Source organism: Allobosea sp. GW821-FHT12C12 (genome assembly GCF_058807355.1).
Genome location: NZ_JBXAQP010000003.1, coordinates 23,609 through 47,879, shown reverse-complemented (window position 1 = coordinate 47,879; position 24,271 = coordinate 23,609). Strand labels below are relative to the sequence as shown.

Below are 24,271 nucleotides of genomic sequence, written 5' to 3'. Positions count from 1 at the left end.
GTTACTCCGGTTGGAGAGGGCGCGACTCCTTCTCCCCTCGGGGGAGAAGGTGGCAGCGCGCAGCGCTGACGGATGAGGGCCGGCCCGGCGAAGCCGGGTCGGATGACGGGCGCCGAGCGAGAGCGAGCCGCTCCTCGACTTGGCGCAGAACGAGTTCGAGGCCGGTCAATATCTGTTCGTTGCGGAAGCGCAGGACGAGATAGCCTTGGTCGCATAAGGACGCGTCACGCCGCTGATCATGCAGAAGCTGATCGGCGTCATCGTGCGGTTCACCGTCCAGCTCCACGATCAAGCGCTCCTCGAAACAGCAGAAAGCCGCGATATAGGGGCCAATAGCCAATTGCCGTTTGAGCTTGAGACCGCGAAAACGACGGCCGCGGACGGCTTGCCAGAACAATGCTTCCGCACGCGTCGGCTCATGACGTTGGCCGCGCGCAAACTCTCGCGTCGATGAGCTGTTCCAGCGTTGCAGTAGAGCCTCCCAATATGGGGTCGTTGCCCTTGCCCCTTCGCGCGACCCGGCTTCGCCGGGCCCTCATCCGTCAGCGCTCCGCGCTGCCACCTTCTCCCTCGGGGGGAGAAGGAAAGATCACACTCGCTCGATGATCGTCGCGACGCCCATGCCTGCGGCGACGCAGAGGGTGACCAGCGCGGTCGTCTTGTTCGTCCGTTCCAGCTCGTCGAGCACGGTGCCGAGGATCATCGCGCCGGTCGCTCCGAGCGGATGGCCCATGGCGATCGCGCCGCCATTGACGTTGAGGATCGCGTCGTCGATGTCGAAGGCCTGCTGGAAGCGCAGCACCACCGAGGAGAAGGCCTCGTTCAGCTCGAACAGGTCGATATCGCCGGTCGTCATGCCGGCCTTCTTCAGCACGAGCTCGGTGACGTCGACCGGCCCGGTCAGCATCAGCGCGAGGTCGGAGCCGACCGTGGCGAAGGCGCGGATGCGGGCGCGGGGCTTGAGGCCCGCGGCCCTGCCGCCCTTCTTCGAGCCGACGAGGACGGCCGCCGCGCCGTCGACGATGCCCGACGAATTGCCGGCGTGGTGGACGTGGTTGACGAACTCGACATCCGGATGCGCGGCGGTCGCGACCGCGTCGAAGCCGCCCATCTCGCCCATCTGCACGAAGGAGGCCTTCAGCGCGGCCAGCGCCTGCATGTCGGTGTTGGGACGAATGGTCTCGTCGCGGTCGAGGATGATCAGCCCGTTGACGTCGGTGACCGGAATCACCGAATTCTTGAAGCGGCCCTCGTCCCAGGCGGCCGCCGCGCGCTTGTGCGAGCGCACGGCATAGGCGTCGACATCGTCGCGCGAGAAGCCGTATTTCGTCGCGATCAGGTCGGCCGAAATGCCCTGCGGCATGAACCAGGTGTCGATCGCGACGCTCGGATCGACCGCGATGCCGAAGCCGGACGCGCCCATGCCGACGCGGCTCATGCTCTCGACGCCGCCGCCGATCGCCAGTTCCTTCTGGCCGGACATCACCTGCGCGGCGGCGAGGTTCACGGCGTCGAGCCCGGAGGCGCAGAAGCGGTTGATCTGGATGCCCGGCACTTCCTTGCCGTAGCCGGCCTTGAGCGCGACCGTGCGGGCGATATCGGCCCCGGCCTCGCCGACCGGATCGACGCAGCCGAAGACCACGTCCTCGACCAGCTTCGTGTCGAGTTCGTTGCGGTCGCGCAGCGCGCGCAAAGTCGTGGCGCCGAGCTCGATCGCGGTGACCTCGTGCAGCGAGCCGTCTGCCTTGCCCTTGCCGCGCGGCGTGCGGACATGGTCGTAGATGAATGCGTCAGCCATCAAGGGCCTCCCGTGGTGTGTTGTTCTTGTCGGTTCCGCCGCCCCGGTCTCGCGTCGCCGGAGCGGGCCAGTCGATCAGTTCGGTCGGCGTCCACCGCGCCTTGCGTCGGGCGATGCGGCCTTCCGTCGTCTCCGCGTCGAAATCACGCGACTCAATTTCCCCGGTGAAGGCCTTGCGGTCATCGAGGACATCGACATTGACGACGCTGAACGCGCCGTCGTCGTCGCTCAGCAGCATCGCGACATAGACGCCGCAATTGCGGCACAGGATGACATCGGCGGTGCCGAGCCCGAAGCGGTAGTGATGAACCTGCTCCGGGGCGACGGCCGTCAGCGCGATGCGTGCCTTCGGATCGGAGAAGGCCCGCGCATTGTGCTTGCGGCAGAACGAGCACTGGCATGCGCCGAGCAACTGCTCCGCCGGCGCACGGTCGGTGCGCAGTTCGACCGTGATCGAACCGCAATGACATCGTCCCTTATGCGTGAACCGCATCGGCTCGTCCTTGCGCGAAAGACGGTCGTCCGTTCAGAACTGGTCCGGGCTCAGCGCCATGGTCGAATCCGACCCCGAGGTGATCCGCGCCAGATGCGCCGCGGTCTCGGGCAGACTCCGCTCCATGAAGAAGCGCGCCGTCGCCAGCTTGGTGTTCATCCGCTCGGTCGAGCCGTTCGAGCCGGCCTTGAGCTTGTCCTGCGCGACCTTGGCCATCTTCGCCCACATATAGCCGAGCGAAACCAGCCCGAGCAGATGCATGTAGTCGGTCGCGCCGGCGCCGGCATTGTCCGGCTTGGCGAGCGCGTTCTGCATGAACCACATCGTCGCCTGCTGGAGATGGCCGAGCGAGGCCGCAAGCGGGGTCAGGAGCGGCTTCAGGGCCTCGTCCTCGGCGTTCTCCTGGAGGAAGCCGCCGACCTCGTTGAAGAAGGCCATGATGGCGCGCCCGCCGTCGCGGCCGAGCTTGCGGCCGACCAGGTCCATAGCCTGCACGCCATTGGCGCCCTCGTAGATCATCGCGATACGGGCATCGCGGACGAACTGCTCCATGCCCCATTCGGCGATGTAGCCGTGGCCGCCATACATCTGCTGAGCCTTGACCGCGTTGTCGAAGCCGACATCTGTCAGAACGCCCTTGAGCACCGGCGTCATCAGGCCGAGTTGGTCGTCGGCGGCCTGGCGCTCGGCCGCGTCGTCCGAGCGATGGGCGATGTCGGACTTCAGCGCGTTCCAGAGCACGAAGGCGCGCGCGCCCTCGTTGAAGGCCTTGATCGACATCAGCGTGCGGCGCACGTCTGGATGGACGATGATCGGGTCGGCCGCCTTGGCCGGCTCCTTGGCGCCGGTCAGCGCCCGGCCCTGGATGCGGTCCTTGGCGTAGGCGATGGCGTTCTGGTAGGCGACCTCGGACTGGGCAAGTCCCTGGATCGCGACGCCGAGGCGGGCCTCGTTCATCATCACGAACATGGCGTTGAGGCCCTTGTTCTCCGTGCCGATGAGCCAGCCCCTGGCCCCGTCATAGTTCATCACGCAGGTCGAATTGCCGTGGATGCCCATCTTGTGCTCGATCGAGCCGCAGGAGACGCCGTTGCGCTCGCCGACCGAGCCGTCCTCGGCGATCGCGTTGCGCGGCACGACGAAGAGCGAGATGCCCTTGACGCCGGCCGGCGCGCCCTCGATGCGTGCCAGCACGAGATGGATGATGTTCTCGGTGATGTCCTGCTCGCCGGCCGAGATGAAGATCTTGGTGCCGGAGATCGCATAGGAGCCGTCGCCGTTCGGCACGGCCTTGGTCTTGATCAGCCCGAGATCGGTGCCGCAATGCGGCTCGGTCAGGTTCATCGTACCCGACCAGACGCCCTCGATCATCTTCGGGATATAGGCGCGCTTCTGCTCGTCGGTGCCATGGACGTAAAGCGCCGCGATCGCGCCGGCGGTCAGGCCGGGATACATCGAGAAGGCCATGTTCGCGGCCGAGGCGTATTCGTTCATCACCGCGCCGAGCGTATAGGGCAGGCCCTGGCCGCCATAGTCCGGATCCATCGACAGGCCGATCCAGCCGCCGCCGGCGAAGGCCTCATGGGCTTCCTTGAAACCTTTCGGCGTCGTCACCCGGCCATCCGGATGGCGCGTGCAGCCCTCCTGGTCGCCGGAATGGTTCAGCGGCTGCAGGACCTGCTCGCAGAGCTTGGCGCCTTCGCCCAGCACCGCCTCGACCACGTCCGGCGTCGCGTCGGCGAAGCCCGGCAGGTTGTTGTAGCGTTCGATGGCGAAGACGTCGTTTAGCAGGAAAAGCGTGTCCTCGACGGGGGCCTTGTAGACCGGCATCGCATCCTCCCTTGGTCGTGATGTTCTGGCGAGGCGTCGCGCCGGAAGGCCGGCGGCGTCTCGAATAGTTCACATATAAACTATTTGCGGCGCGGGGCAAGGGGGGTGCGCCAGCGTTCCGGCGCTTTTGCGCATCATTGCGCCGGCCACGCCAAAGAAAAAGGCCCCGGAAGCGTGTCCGGGGCCTTTTTGTCGAGAAGATTGCAAACCGGCGCGGATCGCGCCGGTCGGCCGGCTCAGGCCTTGCCGAGGCGCCGCAGCGTGGTCTCGAGTTCGGCGATCGCGCCCTCGATCTCGCTGCGCTGGCTGTGCAGCAGCTCGAGCTGCTCGACGATCTGATCGCGGTTGAGCTGCAGGCCGCCGACCGAGGCGGAGTTCGTCGCGTCGGCGGCGGCGCCCTTGTCCTCGTTGGCGAGCATGGCGCGGATTTCGACCAGGGTGAAACCGAGCTGCTTGCCCTTGAGGATCAGCGCGAGACGCGCCTTGTCGCGGCCGGAATAGATGCGCGTCAGGCCGGAGCGCGTCGGGGCTAGCAGGCCGCGCGATTCGTAGAAGCGCAGCGTGCGCAGCGTCACGCCGAAATCGCGGGCGAGGTCGCCGATGGTGAAGTCGCCCGCGAGATCCTGCTCGGCCTCGACGGGAGAAACCGGGGCCTTGGACGAAATGGAGGAGCGACCGTCGTGATTCGAGGCGGCCGCCAGAGCGAAGCTGTGGCGTGACATTGAAGCAGTCCTTGCGGTGCATGAGATCGGGAACGCCAATGAAGCAGGCGATGTTCCGTTGGAAGGAGCACATACGCCCGGCCCTATCCTAGCGTCAGGTAATGAGGTCGATTTCAGGGGCAGGTTACGGTTATATGACGCATTCTGCTGCGCGTCGCGACCGATAGTTGCGCCGTTCGCCTTGCATCATTCGCAAAAAATTAACCCGCCCCGGCCCGATCTTAACCGCCTGTTTACCATGGCTGCCAAAAGTCAGGGCTGCGGATCGGCGTTTCGTCAGCGGCAACGTAATCTTCACGTCTGGTCGATTTCGCAAGGAAGGCAGCGGCGAGCAGGGGCCTGCGCTTTTCTGACAAGGACCGGCCCCGTAGGCGAGCGTTGACATGGCCACGAGCTTGCCCTGGAGCGTGAAGGGCGTCGATCCCCGGACCCGCGACGCAGCGAAAGCGGCGGCACGACGCGCCGGCATGACGCTCGGCGAATGGCTCGATCACAAGATCCGCGACGAATCGCAGGCGTCGCAGTCCGACGCGCCCGAGCAGCTCGACATCGCCGCCCTGTCGGAGCGGCTGGCGCGGCTGTCGCAGGGCCAGATGGAAACCTCGTCGCAGGCGGCCGCCAGCGCGGCCCCGGCCCGGCCCGAGCCCGCCTCGTCCGCGATCGACGCTGTGATCTCGCAGGCCGCCGCGACCGAGAGGCTGACGCGCGAATCCAGCGCCAGGACGGCCGGCGCGCTCGATTCGATCGCGCGCTGGATCGAGAACGCCGAACACCGCATGACCGCGAGCGAGCGCGCCGCCGCCGAACGGCAGGAGCGCGCCACCGCCGTCATCGCCGACGCGATCAAGACGATGGGCGAGCGGCTCGTCGACGTCGAACGCAAGACGGTCGAAGCGCGGCGCAAGCCGGCGCAGGCCGAGTTCGCCGGGGCCGAGCCCGCCCGCGCGCCGCGTCTCGCCTTCAACCGCGACGGGCTGGCGGCGGCCGTGACCGACATCCGCACGCGCCAGCGCGCGCTCGATGCCGACCGCATGCCGCAAGGCGCCCAGCGCGCGCCGTCGCCCGAGACGCGGGTCGCCGCCCTGCGGCAGGATCTGCGCGATCTCACCGCCCGCATCGTGCCCGCCGAACCGGCGCAGGAGCCGTATCCGCGCCCCGTGACGGCTGCGGCCTATCAGCCGGCTGCCAATCCGATCGAGCACATGATCGCCGATCTCGGCGCGAGGCTCGACCGGCTCGATCGACGCGACGGCTTCGACCAGGTGCTGAAGCCGCTGGCGCGGATCGAGTCGGAGATGGCGCGCCTGGCGCAGGATCGCGCCGGCGACAGCTATCAGCGCGTCGAACTCGAAATCGCGCATCTGGCCGCCAAGGTCGATGCGCTGGCGGCGCGCGGCGGCGACAGGGCCCTGCTCGCCCCGCTGATGCGCGACATCGGCGAATTGCGCGACATGATGGCCCACTCCGCCGCCGACCGGCGGATGGAGGACGTCTCGCACCAGATCGCCTCGCTCTCCTCCGAGATGGGCCGGCTGCGCGACACCCAGCCCGACGGGCGCGAAATGCGCAGCCTGGCGCTGGCGATCGAGGATGTCCGCGACGCGCTTCTCGCCGACCGCGCCCATGGCGGCCAGGCCGATCCGGCGTCGCTGGATGCGCTGTCGCGCCAGATCGATGGGCTCGCCGGCCGCATCGACGGGCTGGCCGCCAGCAGCAACCTGGGCCAGTTCGTCAACGAGGGTGCGGCCCAGGTCGCGCGCGTCGACCTGCGTCCGATCGAGGACATGCTGCGCACGCTCGCCGACAAGATCGACGAGGCCGGGCGTCCCGGCGCCGATTCGGATGCGTTCGATTCGCTGGAGCAGCAGATTTCGGGCCTCGCCGAAAGGCTCGACCAGGCGGCCGCGACCCGCTCGGCCGAAAGCGGCATCGAGCGCACGCTGCAGGATCTGGTCGGCCATCTCCAGACGCTGCGCGAGGAGACCACGCAGGCCGTGCAGCGCGCCGCGAGCGCCGACAAGAGCGCGCCCGCGAGCGGTCTCGCGGAACTGTCGAGTCTCGTCTCGGGCCTGCGCGAGACCCATGTCTCGTCCGGCCGCGAAACCCAGGACGCGATCGGCGCGGTCCACCGCACCCTGGAGACGATCATTTCGCGGCTCGCCAGCCTCGAGGCCGATCTCGCCGCCGACCGTCAGGGCGCCGCGCCGCGCCCGCCGATGCCGCCGCGCGCCGCCCAGCCGCAAACCCGCCCGCCGGTCATGCCGAAAGCGCGCGATCTCGATATGCGTGATGCGCGCGACCTCGACCGGCCGGAGCCGCCCGCCGACCGCATAGTGCCCGAGCGTCTGCCGCGCGCCGATTCGGCGCCTGCCGTCTCGCTCGACCTGCCGCTCGAGCCCGGCTCCGGCCGCCCGCGCATCGACGCCATGGCCGCCGCCGCGCAGGATCCGCAATCGATCCGCCAGAACCTGATCGCGGCCGCGCGCCGCTCGGCCAAGGCCGCGACCGAAGCCGCCGCGGCTGCCCCCGCGGCTGCGGCCGACGCGCCCAAGAGCGGCGGCCGCCTCAAGGAGATCATGGAGAAGCGCAAGCGGCCGATCCTGCTCGGGCTCGCCGCGATCGTGCTCGCCATCGGCACGACCCATGTCGTCACCGGCGCGCTCAAGGGCGCCAAGCCCGCCACGGGCAAGCCCGCCGTCGAGACGCCGGTCATCGAACCCTCCGCCGCGGCGCAGCCGGAGACGGTGGCCAAGGACAAAATCAAGGACCAGAGCTCGGCGCTGGCGCCTGCTCCGGCCGCCGTGCCTGCCGCTCCCTCGCTCGCGATCGCCGGTCCGGCCCTGGCCGCCCCGGCGGGTCAGGACGTCACCGGCTCGCCGGCGCAAGGCGTGACGATGCCGCCGCTGCCCGTCCCCTCCGAGCCGCTCCAGCCGGCGACGAATATCGGCGAGCTGCCGGCCGGCCTCGGCGGAGCGGGCGTCCGCAAGGCGGCGCAGGCCGGCGATGCGCGGGCGGTCTACGAACTCGCCTCCCGCGCGGCCGACGGGCCGGGCGCCTCGCGCGATCCCAAGCTCGCCCTGCGCCTGTTCGAGCGCGCCGCCGTCGCCGGGCTGACGCCGGCGCAGTTCCGGCTCGGCAACATGTTCGAGAAGGGCATCGGCACGCCGCGCGACATCGCGCTCGCCCGGGTCTGGTACACGCGCGCCGCCGAGCGCGGCAACGCCAAGGCGATGCACAACCTCGCCGTGCTCCATGCCGAGGGCATTTCCGGCAAGCCGGACTATGCCACGGCGACGGAGTGGTTCCGCAAGGCGGCCGAACTCGGCGTCCGCGACAGCCAGTACAATCTCGCCATCCTGCTCGGCCGCGGGCTCGGCGCGCCGACCGATCTCGGCCAGTCCTATCTCTGGTTCTCGGTCGCGGCCGGGCAGGGCGACGAGGATGCCGCCAGGAAGCGCGACGAAGTCGCGCTGCGTCTGTCCGAGGCCGATCTCGCCACGGCCAAGCTGTCGGCCGAGCGCTGGCGTCCCAATACCCTCAATGCCGAGGCCAACGAGGTCGTTCCGCCGGCCAAGGGCTGGGACGAGACGCCGACGGCGGCCAACAGGAAGCCCGCCAAGCCGCCGAGCCGGACCTGATCGCGCCCGGCCCGGAGCTTAGTAATTTCAGTGAAAGCGCCGCGTCATCCCGGACAAGCCGCTTAGCGGCGCGGATTCGGGATCCATCATGAGGCGCGATGACGCTCCAGGACGGATTCCGGGAGAAGCATGACGGCGTGTTTCCGAGTGAAATCATCACTCCGCGGCGCCGCCCTGTCATGGTTCCGACGCCTTGGCCGTTCATCAGGGCTTCACACCGCCACGCCTAAACCGCTGATCTCGCGACGGTAAGGTTTGCCCAACCGTATTGGTGCAATCTGGGACGACAGCATGTGAGCGCCGGATTCCGGCGCGCGAGGATCGCGGGTGCAGATCTATCTTCCCATCGCGGAACTGCCGATCAGCATCCTGATGGTGCTGGGACTGTCGGGCGCCGTCGGCTTCATTTCCGGGCTGTTCGGCGTCGGCGGCGGCTTCCTGCTGACCCCGCTCCTGATCTTCCTCGACATTCCGCCCGCGGTCGCGGTCGCCACGGTCGCGGCGCAGGTCGCGGGCTCCTCGATGACCGGCGCGCTGACCTATTGGCGACGGCGCGCGCTCGATCTCAAGCTCGGCGGCGTGCTGGTGGTCGGCGGCATCGTGGGCACAGTGCTCGGCGTGCTGTTCTTCAACTCGATGCGCCGTCTCGGCCAGCTCGAACTGGTGATCAACCTGTCCTATGTGACGCTGTTCACCATCATCGGCGGGCTGATGCTCTATGACGCCGTCCGCTCGGCGCTGCGCGTGCGCGCCGGCAAGCCGGGGCGGCTGCGGCGGCAGGCCGGCACCCACCCGGCCTGGATGGGCCTGCCCTGGCGCGTCCGCTTCCACCGCTCGCAGCTCTATGCGAGCGTCATCCCGATCGCCGGGCTCGCGGTGGTGATCGGCTTCATCGGCGCCGTGCTCGGCGTCGGCGGCGGCTTCATCCTGGTGCCGGCGCTGATCTACTTCTTCCGCATTCCGCCGGCCGTCGTCGTCGGCACCTCCCTGTTCCAGATCCTCGTGACGATGACCGGCGCGACGATGCTGCATGCGCTCACCAACCAGTCGGTCGACATCATCCTGGCGACGCTGCTCCTGATCGGCGGCGTCATCGGCGCGCAGTTCGGCGGCCGCGCGGCGCGCAACCTCAACGTCGAATCCTTCCGCATGCTGCTGGCGCTGCTGATCCTCTCGGTCGGCCTGCGCTTCGTCATCGAACTCGTCGTGCCGCCGACCGAGCCATACTCCGTCGTGCTGCCGGAGAGCGCGCGATGAGGCGGCTCCTGCTTGTCTTGGCCGCGAGCCTGCTGGCGGCGTCGGCTCCCGCCTGCGCCGAGACGCTGATCGCCTCGGTCTCGAGCCACCAGATCCAGATCACCTCGAACTACACCGGCGACCAGCTCACCGTTTTCGGCCTGGTCGAGCGCGACGGCCGCACCGCCTCGCGCGGCGACCCCTACGACCTCGTCATCACCGTGCGCGGGCCGCGCCGCATGCTGCTGGTGCGCGAGAAGGAGCGGCTCGGGCCGATCTGGATCAATCGCGCCCAGCGCCGTTTCCCCAATGCGCCGGTGTTCCTGTCCGTGTCCAGCAACCGGCCTCTGGCGGAGATTCTGAGTCCCGAGACGGCGCGCCGCGAGCGCATCGGCCTCGCCAACGCCGACCGGCCGCCGCAGCTCTCCTTCGACGTCGACGCCCCGCTGGCGCGCTTCCGCGACGGCATGATCCGGATGCTGGAGGAGAAGGGGCTCTATGCCGAGAACGAGCGCGGCGTCACCTTCCTGTCGGGCACGCTGTTCAGCGCTCCGATCGAGGTGCCGGCGACGGCCCCGACCGGCGCCTACGAGATCGAGATCATGCTCTATGCCGGCGGCGTGCCGCTGGCGCGGCAATCGACCAATTTCGAGGTGGTCAAGACCGGCATCGAGCAGGGTCTCGCCACCGGCGCCTATGAGCGGCCGTTTCTCTATGGCCTGGCGACCGTGGCGCTCGCGCTCCTGCTCGGCTGGCTCGCCAGCGTCGTGTTCCGGCGCGACTGAGCTGGTTTACGCCAGGAGCGCGGCATAGCCGTAGAACGGGACGAGCGTGCCGTCCGCGATCACCGTCCAGTCGTCGGCGAGTTCGACCAGCCCGTCGGTCCGGGTCAGCGAGGTCAGCACGCCCGCGCCCTCGCGCGGATGCTTGCGGGCGACCATGACGCCGTCTGCCGCCGCGGACAGCGAGACGCGGACATATTCGCGCCGGCCCTGCTTCTTGCGATAGGGAAAGCCGAGCCTGACCGGCAGCGCCAGCGGCGGTTTGTGTTCCGCGCCCGCGAGCCGGGCGAGCAGCGGCCGCGCCACGAAGGCGAAGGTGACGAAGACCGCGACCGGATTGCCCGGCAGGCCGATGAAGGGCGTCGTCCCGATCAGGCCCATCGCGACCGGGCGGCCGGGCTTGATGCCGATGCGCCAGAAGGCGAGCGAGCCGGCCCGGGCGAGCGCCGTCTTGACGTGGTCCTCCTCGCCGGTCGAGACTCCGCCGGAGGTCAGGATCAGGTCGCAGGAGCCCGCGGCCTCGGTCAGGCGCGAAGCCAGACTCCCGGGCTCGTCGCGCAGAATGCCGAGATCGACGACCTCAGCCCCCGCCCGCGTCGCCATGGCCGCGAGCAGGCTGCGGTTGGAGTCGTAGATCGCGGCCGGGCCGAGGGGAGAACCGGGCTCGGTCAGCTCGTCTCCGGTCGAGAAGATCGCGACGCGCGGCCGGCGGCGCACCGTGACCTGCGTCTCGCCGAGCGCCGCCAGCGCGGCGACATCCTGCGGGCGTAAGGTCCGCCCGGCGCTCAGCGCCGTCTCGCCGCGCGCGATGTCCTCGCCGGCGGGCCGGGCGTTGGCGCCGCGCTTGAGGCCTTGCGGCAGACGGACCGCGTCGCCGTCGCGGACGACGTCTTCCTGCATGAAGACGGTGTCGGCGCCGGGCGGCATCGGCGCGCCGGTGAAGATGCGCATGGCTGTGCCCGCGACCCCGCGTCCGGAGGCGTCCTGTCCGGCCGCGAGCCGACCGGACAGGGCGAGCCGGGTTTCGCCCGCCGGGGCCAGATCGGCGAAGCGCACGGCATAGCCGTCGACGGCGGAGTTGGCGAAGGGCGGCAGGTCGAGCCCGGCGACGACATCCTCCGCCAGCACGCGGCCATCGGCCATGCCGAGCGCGAGCCGCTCCGTCCCGGCGACGGGCGCGACCAGTTCGGCGGCGCGCGCGCTCGCCTGCTCGACGTTCATCAGAGCTCCGCCGAAGGCCTCGTCGTCGCGGCTCAGTTGCGCCATGGCGGCCTCATTTGTCCTCGCTTAGCCGCGCCAGCACATCGGCGAGCGGCTCGGCATGGGTGAGCACGGCCTCGGTTACGGCCGCGATATCGTCGAGCGCGATCACGGGCCGGCCAGCCTCGGGGAAGCCCGAATCGCTGGCGATGGCGCGGATGGTCGGATCGCCCGGATGCAGCGGCGGCTTGCCGTTGGCCGCGCGATGCACCTCGATCTTGGCATGTCGCTCACGCTTGAAGCCCTCGACGACGACGAGATCGACGGGAGAGAGCCGCGCCAGCAGGTCGGCGAGCTTCGCCTCGGGCTCGGTCCGCAGTTCGCGCATCAGGGCCCAGCGCCGCTCCGAGGCGATCAGCACCTCGCGCGCGCCGGCCTCGCGATGCGCGTGGGAATCCTTGCCCGGCGTGTCGAGGTCGAAGGCGTGATGGGCGTGCTTCAGCGTCGAGACGGAGACGCCGCGCAGGCTGAGTTCGGGAATGAGGCGCGTCAGCAGCGTCGTCTTGCCCGCGCCGCTCCATCCCGCCAGACCGATCACACGCATCGACTACCGTCATCCCAAAACGAAACCGGGCGCTCGCGCGCCCGGCTGTCATCTTCCGGTTCGCCCCGCCTGGTCAAGCCGGGCAGGACAGCGACCGCCTCATTCCGCCGGCTGGAGCTTGCCGCCGCCGGGGACATGGCCCTTCTGCATCTCCTCGGCGACCCAGAGCGAATGGTGCTCCTTGGCCCAGTTGAGATCGACCTCGCCGGAGCCCATCGCGTCGAACGCGCCCTCCATGCCGATCGTGCCGATATAGATGTGGCCGAGGATGACCGCGACCATGACGACGGCGGTGAGCCCGTGCACGACGTTCCAGAACTGCAGGTTGAGCACGCCGCCGGCTGAGGCCGGGAACAGCAGGTAGATCCCCGAGACCGACAGCGCCGCGCCGCCGAGCACGACCGACCAGAACACGATCTTCTGGCCGGCGTTGAAGCGCCTGGCCGGGGGATGCTGCTTGCCGACGATGCCGCCGCCGGCCGCGATCCATTTCAGGTCGAGGCTGCCGGGGATGTTGTCCTTGATCCAGACCACGAGCATCAGCGCGATGCCGAGCATGAACGGCCAGGCGAGGTAGTTGTGCGCCCATTTCGCCACGATCGAGACATTGGTGAAGGCCTGGGGTCCGATCAGCGGCAGCAGCACCGACTTGCCGAAGGTCACGTTCAGCCCCGACAGCGCCAGCACGATGAAGCAGGCGGCGGTGAGCCAGTGCATGAAGCGCTCGAAGCCGTTGAAGCGCGTCAGCGTGCGCCCGGCCATCCCGGCGTGGACCTTCACCTTGCCGCGCACGAGATAGAACGCCGTCAGCAGCAGCAGCATGCCGAGCACCACGATGGCGCCGACGCGGACCATCGTGCCCTGATGGAAGGCCCGCCATTCGCGGCCGGCGGGCCGCTCCAGCGTCGCCGCCTTGCCGTCGGGGATCGAGATGCGGCCCTGCAATTCGGCCGAGGGATTGCCTTTCAGGGCGTCGAGGAACTGCTGCTCCTTGACCGCGTTCGCGGTCGGATTGACCTGCTGGGCCAGAGCCGGCGCGGCCGGAATGGCGGCGAAGGCCAGCATCAGGCCGAGAACCAGGAAACGAAGGTGGGCGCCGAGACGCATGGGCGAAGTCCTCTCGCGAGATGAACCGGACATCGAGGCGAGGGCGGAACCCAGCGCGCCTCGCGGCGACGCCACGCCCCCTCCCCGAGTTCGTCGATTTCGGATCGCCGAGCCGAAATCGACGAACGCGAAATCAGATGCTGTGGGGCGTGATGTCGTCCGAAAACCGCTTCGCGCTTTTCGGCATCACGCCCGAGTTCAGATGGCGATCGTTTCCTTGTAGGCGGTCTGCCAACCCCAGGCGCCCGAGCCGTAGCCGCGCTTGACAACCCGCTCCTTGTAGATCTGGGCGATGATCTCGCCGTCGCCGGCGAGCAGCGACTTGGTCGAGCACATTTCCGCGCAGAGCGGCAGCTTGCCCTCCGCCAGGCGGTTGGAGCCGTATTTCTGGAACTCGGCCGGCGAGAGGTCGGCCTCCGGGCCGCCCGAGCAGTAGGTGCACTTGTCCATCTTGCCGCGCGAGCCGAAGTTCCCGACCTTGGGATATTGCGGCGCGCCGAAGGGACAGGCGTAGAAGCAATAGCCGCAGCCGATGCAGAGGTCCTTCGAGTGCAGCACCACGGCGTCGGCCGTGGTGTAGAAGCAGTCGACCGGGCAGACGGCGGCGCAGGGCGCGTCCGTGCAGTGCATGCAGGCCATCGAGACCGAGCGCTCGCCGGGCTTGCCGTCATTGATGGTGACGACGCGGCGGCGGTTGATGCCCCAGGACACCTCGTTCTCGTTCTTGCAGGCGGTGACGCAGGCGTTGCACTCGATGCAGCGGTCGGCGTCGCAGAGGAATTTCATCCGGGCCATGGTTCAGCTCCTCTTCAAGCCGCCGCGATCTGACAGAGCGTGACTTTGCCTTCGTGCATCGCCGTCACGGGGTCGTAGCCATAGGTGGTGACGATGTTGACCGACTCGCCGAGCACGATCGGGTCCGCGCCCTTCGGGTAGTTCTTGCGCTGGTCCTCGCCCTGGTAGAAGCCGCCGAAGTGGAACGGCATGAAGGCGACGCCCTTGCCGACCCGCTCCGTCACCAGCGCCTTGACGCGGGCCTTCGAGCTGTTCTCGGGGCCCGAGACCCAGACGAACTGTCCGTCCCTGATCCCCCGCGCGGTCGCATCTGCCGGGTTGATCTCGACGAACATGTCCTGCTGCAGCTCGGCCAGCCACTTGTTCGAGCGCGTCTCCTCGCCGCCGCCCTCGTATTCGACGAGGCGGCCCGAGGTCAGCACGATCGGGAAGTTCTTCGCGACGCCCTTCTCGACCGCGGCCTTCTGGACCGAGGTATGGAGGTTCGGGATGCGCAGGGTCCGCTCGTCGGGGCGCGCCGGCCATTTCGCCACGAGGTCGACGCGCGGCGAGTAGATCGGCTCGCGATGCGTCGGCACGGGGTCCGGCAGGTTCCAGGCGTTGGCTCTCGCCTTGCCGTTGCCATAAGGCACGCAGCCATGCTCCAGCGCGACGCGCTGGATGCCGCCCGAGAGGTCGTTCGCCCAGTTCACGGCGTCGATGTTGTTGCCGCCGATCCAGGCGATGGTCGCGATCTCGGCCGGCGTCAGGTCCTTGTCCCAGCCGAGCTTCTTCAGCGAGCCCATGGTGAACTCGGGATAGCCGTCCTTGATCTCCGAGTTCAGCGAGTAGGAGCCGTTCTCGGCGAGCAGCGTGTCGTTGACCTTGCTGCCGTCGGCGAGCGTGCGCTCGCGCGTCAGGCCGAAGCGCGGCCGGAAGGCGCCGCCGCCGTTCCTCGCCTCCAGCGAGGTGTTGTAGAGGATGTGCGTGCCGGGGTGCTTGAACTCCGGCGTGCCCCAGCACGGCCAGGGCAGGCCGTAATAGTCGTTGGCGACGGGCGAGCCGGCCGCGCCGCGCAGCGAAACCAGGTCGAACTTGTCCTGGTGCTCCATATGCAGCTTCAGGCGCTCCGGCGACTGGCCGGTATAGCCGGTCGACCAGCCGCCCCTGTTGATCTCGCGCAGGATCGACTCGGCCGAGGGCTCGGCGCCGAACTTGCCCTGCACCATCTCGAAGGTCTTGAACATCGGCTCGGCGAATCCGAGCTTCTGGGCGAGGCGATAGATGATCCAGTAGTCGTTCGCGGATTCGAAGACCGGATCGACGACCTTCTCGCCCCATTGCACCGAGCGGTTGGAGCAGGTCCGCGAGCCGGAGCACTCGAACTGCGTCGAGGACGGCAGCAGATAGGTGCCGTTCCTGCGCTGGCCGAGCGAGACGAAATTCGTCGGATGCGGGTCTGCGATGACCAGCAGTTCGAGATTCTCGAGACCCTTCACCGCGTCGGGCATGCGCGGGATGGTGTTGCCGCCGTGGCCCATGACGACCATGGCCTTGAGGGTGTCCTTCTGGTCGACCTGCTCGGCCGGCAGATTGGCGGCGTCGAACCAGCGCGTCGAGGTGAGGCCCGAGGTCTCCATATTGGCCTTGCGGGTGCGGGCCGGGCGGCCGCCCTTGGCCGGAACCTCGTCGAAGCGCGAGACGAAATAGTCGAAATCGACGTTCCAGACCCGGGCCCAATGGCGCCACGCGCCCTCCACGAGGCCGTAATAACAAGGCAGATTCGAGATATCGAGGCCGAAATCCGTCGCGCCCTGCACGTTGCAATGGCCGCGGAAGATGTTCGCGCCCGTGCCCATCGAGCCGACATTGCCGGTGGCGAGCAGGAGGTTGCAGATCGCCCGCACATTGGCCGTGCCGACCGAATGCTGCGTCACGCCCATGCACCAGATGAAGGTGGCGGGCTTGACCTTGGCGAAGGTCTCGGCGGCGCGCTTGAGCTGCTCGCCTGGAATGCCGGTGATGTCCTCCACCGTCTTGGGGTCGTATTTCTCGACCTCCTTGCGGACGTCGTCCATGCCGTGGACGCGGGCGGCCAGAAACGCCTTGTCCTCCCACCCGTTCTGGAAGATGTGCCACATCATGCCCCAGATCACCGCGATGTCGGTGCCGGAGCGGAAGCGGACATAGTCGGTCGCGTGGGCGGCGGTGCGGGTCAGGCGCGGGTCGAACACGATGACGTTGGCGCGCTGGACCTCCTTGCCCTCGAGGATGTGCTGCATCGAGACCGGATGCGCCTCGGCGGCGTTCGACCCCATGAAGATGATCGTCTTGGAGTTGCGGATATCGTTGTAGGAGTTGGTCATGGCGCCGTAGCCCCAGGTGTTCGCGACGCCCGCGACCGTGGTCGAGTGGCAGATGCGCGCCTGGTGATCGACGTTGTTGGTGCCCCAGAAGGCCGCGAACTTGCGGAAGAGGTAGGCGCCTTCGTTGGAGAACTTGGCGGAGCCGAGGAGGTAGACGGAATCGGCGCCGGATTTCGCCCGGATCTCCATCATCTTGTCGCCGATCTCGTTGATCGCGACGTCCCAGGAGATGCGCTGCCACTGCCCGTCGACGAGCTTCATCGGATACTTGATGCGGCGGTCGCCATGGGTGAGTTCGCGCACGGACGCGCCCTTGGCGCAGTGCGAGCCCCGGTTGATCGGGCTTTCCCAGGCCGGCTCCTGGCCGACCCAGACGCCGTTATAGACCTCGGCCTTGACCGTGCAGCCGACGGAGCAATGGGTGCAGATGTTCTTGACCACCTTGGTCCCGGTCGCGGGACCGAAGACATCCGCCCGCGCCTTGCGGACGGAGCCGATGGTCAGCCCGCCGGCCGCCGCCGCGCCGCCGGCGACGATCCCCGAACGCCGCAGGAAGGTGCGGCGATCCATCACGCCCGACGACAGGCCGGCGATGGCCGCCTGCAGCTTGCCGCGCTGCGCGTCGGCCGATTTGCGCTTGATCAGCATGGTTTCCGCCTTCTCAGTAACGGTTCGTGCGGTAGAACGCCTTGACGTGGTCGCTTTCCCTGTAGCGCGCCTTCGTCTCGTCCTTGCCGGGATCGACGGCCTGCGCCGGCGTCGCCATGGCCGGCGCCACCGCGACGGTCGCGCCGGCGCCGAGCGCCTTGAAGAAGCTGCGGCGGTCGAAGGCCGACTTTTCGGTCCCGTCGACAGTGTGGGCCTGGGCCTTTCGCGACATGGGCGTCTCTCCAGCGTCGAATGCGGTCACGACGGCAGCCTCGCGGCTTGCGTCTCGATGGCGATGAACAGGCTGCCGATGCGGCCCACGGTCCGGTAGAACTGCGAGGCCTTGGCCACTTCGAGATCGGCGAAGAAGCGCTCGGCCCAGGGCGCGAGATGGCGCGCGAAGAAACGGTCGGCGTCGATGTCGTCGGCGACGAAGACGCCGCGCAGCAATTGCGCGGTGATGTCCATCAGGATCGCGACATGGTCTTCCGGCTCGCCGGCGCGCTCGGCCCGGGCGATGCCGAGCTTGCCCATGTCCTCGCGAACCAGCGCCAGCGGCTTCTCGTGCAGGAAGCCGGTCAGGTAGTAGGATGCGTAGGGCAAAAGCTCGCCGCGGCCGATGCCGACGAAGAGGTCGAAATACTCGTCGCGCACGGCCTCGGGCGTGGTCCGCGCGGCGCTGTCGGCCAGATCCAGATGCGCCAGGCCGAGCGGCGTGCCGTCGCCCTGAACGCCTTGCAGCGCCAGGAGCGTCTCCGCTGTCGGCGCGCGCCAGAGCAGCGCGCCGACAAGCTCGAATTCGCGGGCCCGCGCCTCGTCGATCGGGTCGATCGTGGGCGCGGGATCGCCGCCCTGAGAATGGTCCTGGATCATGACCGGGTAGAGGTCGGGCCTCAGGTCGCTGCGCGACACGCCGGTCAGGGCCTCGATCGTGAGCACGCGATCGGCGGGAACCCGTTTCCAGCTCGATATGGCCGGCTGCGACACGCCGACGCTCCGGGCGAGCGCCCTGACGCCGCCGGCCGCGCCGATTGCCCTGTCGAGCGCCGGATCCCGCATGGTCCGTGTCGTTCCCTCATCCGCCCCGCGACGTCGGATCGCCGCCGCCCTTGTTTAGAACGGTGATAATGAACGCTTATCGCTACGAAATACAACTGTTCCAGTCTGACCTCAGACTGGCATCGCGCCGCCACCGCGCTTGCGGACCCGTTTGGCAGGGAGGTCTGACGGTGCGGAATTTTGTGCTGCAGCATAAACCGCGCTCGATTCAGAAGCGGGGATTCCGCCGCCTTTCGTTTCGCTGGCGGCATGTGTGCGCGGTAGGGTCGTGCGAGGCTCCGTCGCGTTCGCAACGCCATGTTGCGGCGCGGTATGGTTCTCGCGGCTTTCGTCGTGGTCCGCGCTCTGCTGCGACATGGTGTCGCCGGTTGCCCCAGCAACCACCGGATCGGCCTTTTCCGGCTTCGGAGTCTCGCCGAAAATGCCGCGCACCATCGCCGCGACATCGTCCGATTCCGTCAGCGGGCCGTAGCCCGGCGCGCCGCCGGGGATATTCCATTCCAGCGCGTAGTCGCGCGCCGGGTTCTCGAAGCCGGCGATGAAGGGATCGCTCTCCCAGGCCCGGCGCAGCGCGGCGAGCTTCCAGCTTTCCGGCACGTTCTGCTTGAGCCAGTGGGCGACGTCGAAATCCTTGTCGACGAGATCGAGCGGGGGCGGCTCGATCATCTCCGGCTCGGGCTCTTCTCCCTCCCCACCGCAAGCGGGGGGAAGGGGCCCCGTCGCGCTGCCTGCGCCAGCTTTCGCCGGTTCCTTCTCGGCAACCGCCTCGCGCTTGCGGCGCGACCAGCGCGTCAGGAAGCCGTCATCCTCGCCGTCGCCGCTCGGGGCCATCAGCGCCCGCCTCCGCGACGCAGGCCGGCTTCGGGCCGCGGCCCGCCGCCCTTGCGCGGATCGTGCTCCTGGCGCTGGCGCTTGACGAATTCGCGCTCGACATGATGCGCGTCGACAAACGCGAGCACCTGTGCGGCGATTCCCGCCGGCATCGGCAGCGCCTCGACGATGTCGCCGACATTCTCGCAATAGTCCTCGCCCTCGAAAGGGTCGGCGGTGACGCCGACGAACTCCAGCTCGGGCTCGATTCCGGTCGGGCGGATCGCGACCCAGAGCTTGGCGCGCCCGGCCTGGAAGTTCTCGCGGAAATGAGCCGTGTCGACCGAATGCAGCGTCAACACGGCCGGCCCGAGATAGAAGCTCGTCCGGTCAGGCTCGCGCTTGAGCTCCGTCCAGGGCACGAGCCCCGGCGGCTCGGGCAGGACCGCGAGCGGAGCCCAGGCATGGTCGGCCCAGGGCGAGTCGATTTTTCGCCGTTCGACCACGATGCCGACATCGATATGCGATTGCGTCATGCGGGGCTCCTCAATGCGCCGGGGCCAGGTCGGCGAGCGGCAGCCCGGCCACGAGGTTCTGCGGCTTCATGCGCAGGATCCGGCCCTCCGACATTCCCATCAGCAGGTAGATCGGAGCACCCTTCGCGGCGGGCAGGACGGGCACGTCGTCCGGCAGCGTCAGTCTATATAACGCCAGCAGCCGCGAGGCCGCATCCTCCGCCATGGCCTGCCCCTGCCAGAGCGCATTGCCGATCGCGGTCGCCTCCGCATCGAGCCCGACGAACCAGCGCCAGTCGGCGTCCTTGACGCTCTCGACCGGCTCGACCGCAGCCTCGAACCCGTGGACCGCCCGCAGCCAGTGCCGCAACGCCTCGCCCAGGGCCGCGCGCCCCGAAGGCTTGCCGCCGAGATCGAGCACCATGTCGAAGCCGTCCGAGCGCTGCCAGTAACGGTCCGCATTGGCGGTCTTCAGGATGTCGAGCGAGGTCACGGCCGGGCCGCCCAGCATGGCGAGCAGCGGCGAGGCGCGCCGGTCGGCCTCGTGCCCCTCGATGATCTCGGCATCGGCGAGCAGGATCGTGTTCTCGTGGAAGGTGACGCGCTGTGGCCGGAACAGGCATTCGGCCGCCCGTACGACGAAGGGATCGTCGACCGCGTCGAGCGCGCCGCGCAGGATCACATGAACGAGCTGGTCGAGAAACAGCGGCGGAGTGCCGGCGACGCCCCGGCGGATCAGCGCGGTATAGGCCGCCTCGAGCGTCGGCCGAGCCATGAGCCGGTCGCGCCAGTCGAGCATGAAGCGCCAGTTCTCGCGCGCGTCCGCGTCCGCGATGGCGGTAAGTTCCGCCGCCGCGACATCGGCCTGCGGCTGCTCCATCAGCCTCGCATGCAGCGCGCGCTCGGCGGCGCAGGCCTCCTCGGGCGGCAACAGCTCCGGCCGCGCCAGATAGGCCTTGAGAAAATCATCCGTCACGACGAGCCCGCCGCCCGGTGCGCGGTCGAGCAGGAGATGGCCGGCGCTGGCCCAGAAATGCGTCATGACGCAGTGTTCTTTCTCAAATCTTGCGTCCTTCTCAGATTGAGCAGGTCGACCTCCTCGGCCGGTCCGTCTTCGCCCTCGACCTCCAGAAACTCGAAGGCGCGAAAGCCTTCCGTGTCGTGGCTGGCGCGCGGCGTCAGCGTCCGGAAACGCTCGCGGATTTCGCCATCCTCGAGACTGCGATGCAAGGCCAGCAGCGTCTGCGCCGGGTGGTCGCAAAGCGAGGCGGCGAACGCGATCTCGTCTTCCGCCGCCGCGCGGGCGGTCGCGAGGTCTGGCGCGCCGAGTTCTTCCCGAAGAAGCGCGGCGAGCCGTTCGACCGCGGCCTCGCGCTCGGCCTCGCTCGCCTCCGTCACCACCGCCAGCGTGCTCCAGCCGAAGCTGCCGATCCCGAGGAAGCCGGAGCGGAAGGCGACGCGGCCCTTGGCGTCGAGCGCCTCGATCCGTGCGGGATCGAACAGGAAGGAGCCCGTCACCAGCCATTCGCCCGGCTCCGCCGCGCGGCGGAAGACCAGCGTGTCGGAGGGGTCGAGCCGGATCGCGCGCGGGAGTTTGAGAGGAGAAGGCATCGCTCAGGCCGTCTCCGTCATTGCGAGCGCGGCGGAGCAATCCGCGGGCCTCGCGCAATCCTTCCGGATTGCTTCGTCGGCTGCGCCTTCTCGCAATGACGGAAAGGGCTTCACAGCTTCGGGCCGCCGCTGTCGCGATCGAGCCAGTCGGCCCGGCCCAGCGCCTCGACCAGGCTGCGCCGCCGCGTGCCTGCCTGCGAGGTCGCGACGAGGTCGCCGTTCGGCTCGATGCCGTGGCGCGTGCCCACCACCTTGTCGAGCCGGTCGAGCCAGCGTTTCGCCACGGCCTTCGGTCCGTCCTCCTGCCACTGGGTCACGCCGAGCATCAGATGGCGCGAGAAGGATTCGATCAGGTCGACCGCATCGACCTCCTCGAACCCTTCCTCTTCCATGCCGACGCCGGTCTGTCCCATGGCGAAGGGGCTCATCGTCGTGGCGCGCAGCATCGCGCCAAAAACCAGCCAGTCCGGCACGGCGTCCTCGGCGCAGCCTTCAGGCCAGGCCAGCCGGCCGCCGCCGATCAGGCCGAGATCGTAGACCAGCGCGTCGGGCCAGCGGAACAGGATCGGCCGCTCCGGCGGGCAATGCACCGCGAGCGCGTCGGCCAGCGCGTTCATGGCGAGGTAATGCGCCGGACGCGCCTCGCGCAGCGGAGCGTCCGGCTCCAGCACGACCGCGAATTCGACGATGGCGAAGCGCCGCGCCCAGACCAGCGTGGCGGCCCCGGAATCGGCCGCGATCGCCCGCGCATGGGCGAAGGCGTCGCCCGATTCGCGCAGGGTGACGAGCGAAAAGCCCGGCGGCAGCACCGGCTCTCGCCTGAGATCGCCGGAGCGCAGCGCGCTTGCCGCGACTCTTGCCGCCATCGCGGAAAACTCCCCAAGCCGCGACGAATGGCGCGGCTATTGCTTCTTTTGAACCTCTCCAATTCCATATAAGCAGTCGTTATCGCAAGGGAGACGAAAAGACGCTCCCCGACGCAAGGGACGAGACCTGAGATGGCCGACGCCGCCCGCACGCTGATCGTCTGCTCGTGCGAGGACACGATGCCGCTCGAGCTGGGCGCGCTGGCCAAGGGCTGCGCGGATGCGGACATCCGAACGGCCCGCCATCTCTGCCGCAGCCAGACCGGGATCGTCACGAAACTGCTCGGCGAAAGCGCCGCCATCACCATCGCCTGCACGCAGGAAGCCCCGCTCTTCGAGGAGCTGGCGGCCGATCTCGACTATGAGGGCGAGCTCGTCTTCGCCAACATCCGCGAGACCGGCGGCTGGTCGCGCGAGGCCAGGGCGGCCGGTCCGAAAATGGCGGCGCTGCTGGCGGCGGCGGCCGAGCCGATGCCGGCGATGGGCTTCGCCACCCTGGCCAGCAAGGGCGTCGCGCTGGTCTATGGCCGCGACGAGACCGCGATCGCCGTCGGCCAGAAGCTCGCCGAGCATCTCGACGTGACGATCCTGCTCAACCGGCCGGGCGAGATCGCGCCGCCGCGCGTGATGGCGGCGCCAGTGCTGAAGGGCGCGATCGGGACCGCGACAGGCTGGCTCGGCGCGTTCGAGCTGACGGTCAACGACTATGCCGCGCCGCTGCCGTCGTCGCGCGCGAAACTCGTCTTCGGCGAGCCGCGCGACGGCGCGGTCTCGCAATGCGACATCGTCGTCGACGTCTCGGGCGGCGTGCCGCTGTTTCCGGCCGGCGATCTGCGCGCCGGCTATCTCCGGGCCGATCCGCGCGACAAGGCCGCGATCGAGAAACTGGTCAGCGACGCAAGCCATCTCGTCGGCGAGTTCGACAAGCCGCGTTACGTCCGGCTGAACGAGGAACTCTGCGCCCATTCGCGCTCGCGGAAGACCGGCTGCACCCGCTGCCTCGAGCTCTGCCCGACCGGCGCGATCACGCCGAATGGCGACCATGTCGCGATCTCCGCCGAGATCTGCGCCGGCTGCGGGGCCTGCGCCGCCGTCTGCCCCACCGGCGCGGTGACCTACGCCCTGCCGCCGACCGACGCGCTGCTGCGCCGGCTGCGCACGCTGCTGACGACCTATGCCGCGGCCGGCGGGCGCGACGCGGTCGTGCTGCTGCACGACGCCGACCATGGCGAGCCGCTGATCGACGCGCTCGCACGCTTCGGCGAGGGCCTGCCGGCCCGCGTGCTGCCATTGCGCGTCAACGAGATCACGCAGCTCGGGCTGGAGACCTATGCCGCGGCGCTCGCCTTCGGGGCCTCGGCCGTCCGCGTGCTCGGCCGCGCCAGGCCGAAGCACGATCTCTCCGGCCTGACCCGCAATCTCGATTACGCCAACACGCTCGCGGGCGCGCTCGGCTTCGGCGAGGGTAGGGCGGCCATGATCGAGACCGACGATCCCGATCAGCTCGCTCTGGCGCTGTCGCGGATCGCGCCCGGCCGGCCTTCCGCCAGCCCAGCCCGCTTCCGCCCGATGGGCGAGGGCCGGCCGCTGCTGCGCCAGGCCGTCTCGGAACTGCACGTCGCCGCGCCGACGCCGATCGCCGCCATCGCCATGCCCGAGCGCGCGCCTTTCGGCACGATCCATGTCGACGCGGAGGGCTGCACGCTCTGCCTCGCCTGCGTTTCCGCCTGCCCGGTGCAGGCGCTGTCGGACAATCCCGAGCGCCCGACGCTGGCCTTCCAGGAAGATCTCTGCGTGCAATGCGGGCTCTGCGCCGCGACCTGCCCGGAGAAGGTCATCACGCTGGAGCCGCGCATTGATTTCGACGCCTGGACCGGCGGCAGGCGCGTGCTCAAGCAGGAGGAGCCGTTCCACTGCGTCAACTGCGCGAAGCCCTTCGGCGTGCGCAGCACGGTCGAGAAGATCGCGGGCAGGCTCGAAGGCAAGCACTGGATGTTCTCCGGCGCCTCGGCCCCGCGCATCTCGGTGATCAGGATGTGCGAGGATTGCCGCGTCGAGGTCGTCGTCAACGAGAGCTTCGACCCGCATCTCTCGCCACAGCGCCCGCCTGTGCGCACGACCGAGGATTATCTGCGCGAGAGGCGAGAGCGCGGGGAAGACCCGCTGCAGTAGTAGCTCACGATCCGGCCTCCTCCGTCATGCCCGGCCTTGT

At 68.9% G+C, this 24,271-nt stretch carries 21 protein-coding genes; 4 read left to right on the top strand and 17 right to left on the bottom strand.

The genetic code is table 11. The features are described from left to right. Position 1: 1 nt before the first annotated feature. The 5 genes from AC1RRW_RS05015 to AC1RRW_RS04995 all read right to left on the bottom strand — a co-directional run bounded on the left by AC1RRW_RS05015 (position 2) and on the right by AC1RRW_RS04995 (position 4,843). Positions 2-397, bottom strand: a complete 396-nt coding sequence (locus AC1RRW_RS05015; RefSeq protein WP_492899443.1) for an endonuclease domain-containing protein — start codon at positions 395-397, stop codon at positions 2-4. A gap of 192 nt (positions 398-589) precedes the next feature. Beyond that, complete coding sequence (locus AC1RRW_RS05010) at positions 590-1,798, bottom strand: acetyl-CoA C-acetyltransferase (RefSeq protein ID WP_492899442.1); 1,209 nt, start codon at positions 1,796-1,798, stop codon at positions 590-592. After that, positions 1,791-2,291 (bottom strand): GFA family protein, encoded by a 501-nt coding sequence (locus AC1RRW_RS05005; RefSeq protein ID WP_492899441.1) that lies wholly within the window; start codon positions 2,289-2,291, stop codon positions 1,791-1,793. Before AC1RRW_RS05005 ends, AC1RRW_RS05010 begins: the two co-directional genes overlap by 8 nt. A gap of 33 nt (positions 2,292-2,324) precedes the next feature. After that, complete coding sequence (locus AC1RRW_RS05000; protein WP_492899440.1) at positions 2,325-4,121, bottom strand: acyl-CoA dehydrogenase C-terminal domain-containing protein; 1,797 nt, start codon at positions 4,119-4,121, stop codon at positions 2,325-2,327. Between the two features lie 236 nt (positions 4,122-4,357). Beyond that, on the bottom strand, positions 4,358-4,843 hold the full coding sequence (locus tag AC1RRW_RS04995; RefSeq protein WP_492899439.1) for a MerR family transcriptional regulator: 486 nt from the start codon (positions 4,841-4,843) through the stop codon (positions 4,358-4,360). A 383-nt stretch (positions 4,844-5,226) separates the two neighbouring features. Here AC1RRW_RS04995 and AC1RRW_RS04990 point away from each other — a divergent pair, with 383 nt between their 5' ends. The 3 genes from AC1RRW_RS04990 (at position 5,227) to AC1RRW_RS04980 (ending at position 10,502) form a co-directional block, all read left to right on the top strand. After that, the gene (locus tag AC1RRW_RS04990; RefSeq protein ID WP_492899438.1) at positions 5,227-8,481 is read left to right on the top strand and encodes a hypothetical protein; all 3,255 of its coding nucleotides are present in this window, start codon (positions 5,227-5,229) and stop codon (positions 8,479-8,481) included. Between the two features lie 327 nt (positions 8,482-8,808). Then, complete coding sequence (locus AC1RRW_RS04985; RefSeq protein WP_492899437.1) at positions 8,809-9,738, top strand: sulfite exporter TauE/SafE family protein; 930 nt, start codon at positions 8,809-8,811, stop codon at positions 9,736-9,738. After that, a complete protein-coding gene (locus AC1RRW_RS04980; RefSeq protein WP_492899436.1) occupies positions 9,735-10,502 on the top strand; it encodes a TIGR02186 family protein in 768 nt (255 codons plus the stop codon). Before AC1RRW_RS04985 ends, AC1RRW_RS04980 begins: the two co-directional genes overlap by 4 nt. Positions 10,503-10,508: 6 nt before the next feature. Here the strand turns inward: AC1RRW_RS04980 and AC1RRW_RS04975 are convergent, their stop codons facing one another. The 12 genes from AC1RRW_RS04975 to AC1RRW_RS04920 all read right to left on the bottom strand — a co-directional run bounded on the left by AC1RRW_RS04975 (position 10,509) and on the right by AC1RRW_RS04920 (position 22,059). Then, on the bottom strand, positions 10,509-11,765 hold the full coding sequence (locus AC1RRW_RS04975; RefSeq protein WP_492899435.1) for a molybdopterin molybdotransferase MoeA: 1,257 nt from the start codon (positions 11,763-11,765) through the stop codon (positions 10,509-10,511). A gap of 7 nt (positions 11,766-11,772) precedes the next feature. Beyond that, the gene (mobB, locus tag AC1RRW_RS04970) at positions 11,773-12,303 is read right to left on the bottom strand and encodes a molybdopterin-guanine dinucleotide biosynthesis protein B (protein WP_492899434.1); all 531 of its coding nucleotides are present in this window, start codon (positions 12,301-12,303) and stop codon (positions 11,773-11,775) included. Between the two features lie 99 nt (positions 12,304-12,402). Next, positions 12,403-13,410 (bottom strand): formate dehydrogenase subunit gamma, encoded by a 1,008-nt coding sequence (locus AC1RRW_RS04965; RefSeq protein ID WP_492899433.1) that lies wholly within the window; start codon positions 13,408-13,410, stop codon positions 12,403-12,405. Positions 13,411-13,608: 198 nt separating this feature from the next. Continuing rightward, positions 13,609-14,205: a formate dehydrogenase FDH3 subunit beta gene (gene fdh3B, locus AC1RRW_RS04960; RefSeq protein WP_492899432.1), complete on the bottom strand. Its 597-nt coding sequence runs from the start codon at positions 14,203-14,205 to the stop codon at positions 13,609-13,611. Between the two features lie 14 nt (positions 14,206-14,219). Then, on the bottom strand, positions 14,220-17,198 hold the full coding sequence (locus AC1RRW_RS04955; RefSeq protein WP_492899431.1) for a formate dehydrogenase subunit alpha: 2,979 nt from the start codon (positions 17,196-17,198) through the stop codon (positions 14,220-14,222). 13 nt (positions 17,199-17,211) lie between these two features. Then, a complete protein-coding gene (locus tag AC1RRW_RS04950) occupies positions 17,212-17,430 on the bottom strand; it encodes a formate dehydrogenase (RefSeq protein WP_492899430.1) in 219 nt (72 codons plus the stop codon). Positions 17,431-17,456: 26 nt separating this feature from the next. Further along, the gene (locus AC1RRW_RS04945) at positions 17,457-18,257 is read right to left on the bottom strand and encodes a Cro/CI family transcriptional regulator (protein WP_492899429.1); all 801 of its coding nucleotides are present in this window, start codon (positions 18,255-18,257) and stop codon (positions 17,457-17,459) included. A 111-nt stretch (positions 18,258-18,368) separates the two neighbouring features. Then, positions 18,369-19,088 (bottom strand): DUF3306 domain-containing protein, encoded by a 720-nt coding sequence (locus tag AC1RRW_RS04940; protein ID WP_492899428.1) that lies wholly within the window; start codon positions 19,086-19,088, stop codon positions 18,369-18,371. Continuing rightward, complete coding sequence (locus AC1RRW_RS04935) at positions 19,088-19,603, bottom strand: DUF3305 domain-containing protein (protein ID WP_492899427.1); 516 nt, start codon at positions 19,601-19,603, stop codon at positions 19,088-19,090. Before AC1RRW_RS04935 ends, AC1RRW_RS04940 begins: the two co-directional genes overlap by 1 nt. A 10-nt stretch (positions 19,604-19,613) precedes the next feature. Beyond that, positions 19,614-20,624, bottom strand: a complete 1,011-nt coding sequence (locus tag AC1RRW_RS04930) for a DUF6352 family protein (RefSeq protein WP_492899426.1) — start codon at positions 20,622-20,624, stop codon at positions 19,614-19,616. After that, on the bottom strand, positions 20,621-21,193 hold the full coding sequence (locus AC1RRW_RS04925; protein ID WP_492899425.1) for a DUF6505 family protein: 573 nt from the start codon (positions 21,191-21,193) through the stop codon (positions 20,621-20,623). Before AC1RRW_RS04925 ends, AC1RRW_RS04930 begins: the two co-directional genes overlap by 4 nt. A gap of 110 nt (positions 21,194-21,303) precedes the next feature. Next, entirely contained in the window at positions 21,304-22,059 is a 756-nt protein-coding gene (locus tag AC1RRW_RS04920) for a biotin/lipoate--protein ligase family protein (RefSeq protein WP_492899424.1), read from the bottom strand. Positions 22,060-22,191: 132 nt separating this feature from the next. Here AC1RRW_RS04920 and AC1RRW_RS04915 point away from each other — a divergent pair, with 132 nt between their 5' ends. Continuing rightward, positions 22,192-24,231 carry a 4Fe-4S dicluster domain-containing protein gene (locus tag AC1RRW_RS04915; protein WP_492899423.1) on the top strand — a complete coding sequence of 680 codons (2,040 nt, stop codon included), beginning with the start codon at positions 22,192-22,194 and terminating at the stop codon, positions 24,229-24,231. Positions 24,232-24,271: the final 40 nt, after the last annotated feature.

What these genes read in the sequence shown, in the direction of transcription:
- AC1RRW_RS04990 (WP_492899438.1), top strand. Translation starts at nt 5,227, where the DNA reads ATGGCCACGAGCTTGCCCTGGAGCGTGAAGGGCGTCGATCCCCGGACC.
- AC1RRW_RS04965 (WP_492899433.1), bottom strand. Translation starts at nt 13,410, where the DNA reads ATGCGTCTCGGCGCCCACCTTCGTTTCCTGGTTCTCGGCCTGATGCTG.
- AC1RRW_RS04920 (WP_492899424.1), bottom strand. Translation starts at nt 22,059, where the DNA reads ATGGCGGCAAGAGTCGCGGCAAGCGCGCTGCGCTCCGGCGATCTCAGG.
- fdh3B (WP_492899432.1), bottom strand. Translation starts at nt 14,205, where the DNA reads ATGGCCCGGATGAAATTCCTCTGCGACGCCGACCGCTGCATCGAGTGC.
- AC1RRW_RS05005 (WP_492899441.1), bottom strand. Translation starts at nt 2,291, where the DNA reads ATGCGGTTCACGCATAAGGGACGATGTCATTGCGGTTCGATCACGGTC.
- AC1RRW_RS04975 (WP_492899435.1), bottom strand. Translation starts at nt 11,765, where the DNA reads ATGGCGCAACTGAGCCGCGACGACGAGGCCTTCGGCGGAGCTCTGATG.
- AC1RRW_RS04945 (WP_492899429.1), bottom strand. Translation starts at nt 18,257, where the DNA reads ATGCGGGATCCGGCGCTCGACAGGGCAATCGGCGCGGCCGGCGGCGTC.
- AC1RRW_RS04925 (WP_492899425.1), bottom strand. Translation starts at nt 21,193, where the DNA reads ATGCCTTCTCCTCTCAAACTCCCGCGCGCGATCCGGCTCGACCCCTCC.
- AC1RRW_RS04955 (WP_492899431.1), bottom strand. Translation starts at nt 17,198, where the DNA reads ATGCTGATCAAGCGCAAATCGGCCGACGCGCAGCGCGGCAAGCTGCAG.
- AC1RRW_RS04915 (WP_492899423.1), top strand. Translation starts at nt 22,192, where the DNA reads ATGGCCGACGCCGCCCGCACGCTGATCGTCTGCTCGTGCGAGGACACG.
- mobB (WP_492899434.1), bottom strand. Translation starts at nt 12,303, where the DNA reads ATGCGTGTGATCGGTCTGGCGGGATGGAGCGGCGCGGGCAAGACGACG.
- AC1RRW_RS04930 (WP_492899426.1), bottom strand. Translation starts at nt 20,624, where the DNA reads ATGACGCATTTCTGGGCCAGCGCCGGCCATCTCCTGCTCGACCGCGCA.
- AC1RRW_RS04980 (WP_492899436.1), top strand. Translation starts at nt 9,735, where the DNA reads ATGAGGCGGCTCCTGCTTGTCTTGGCCGCGAGCCTGCTGGCGGCGTCG.
- AC1RRW_RS04935 (WP_492899427.1), bottom strand. Translation starts at nt 19,603, where the DNA reads ATGACGCAATCGCATATCGATGTCGGCATCGTGGTCGAACGGCGAAAA.
- AC1RRW_RS04995 (WP_492899439.1), bottom strand. Translation starts at nt 4,843, where the DNA reads ATGTCACGCCACAGCTTCGCTCTGGCGGCCGCCTCGAATCACGACGGT.
- AC1RRW_RS05000 (WP_492899440.1), bottom strand. Translation starts at nt 4,121, where the DNA reads ATGCCGGTCTACAAGGCCCCCGTCGAGGACACGCTTTTCCTGCTAAAC.
- AC1RRW_RS04950 (WP_492899430.1), bottom strand. Translation starts at nt 17,430, where the DNA reads ATGTCGCGAAAGGCCCAGGCCCACACTGTCGACGGGACCGAAAAGTCG.
- AC1RRW_RS04940 (WP_492899428.1), bottom strand. Translation starts at nt 19,088, where the DNA reads ATGGCCCCGAGCGGCGACGGCGAGGATGACGGCTTCCTGACGCGCTGG.
- AC1RRW_RS05010 (WP_492899442.1), bottom strand. Translation starts at nt 1,798, where the DNA reads ATGGCTGACGCATTCATCTACGACCATGTCCGCACGCCGCGCGGCAAG.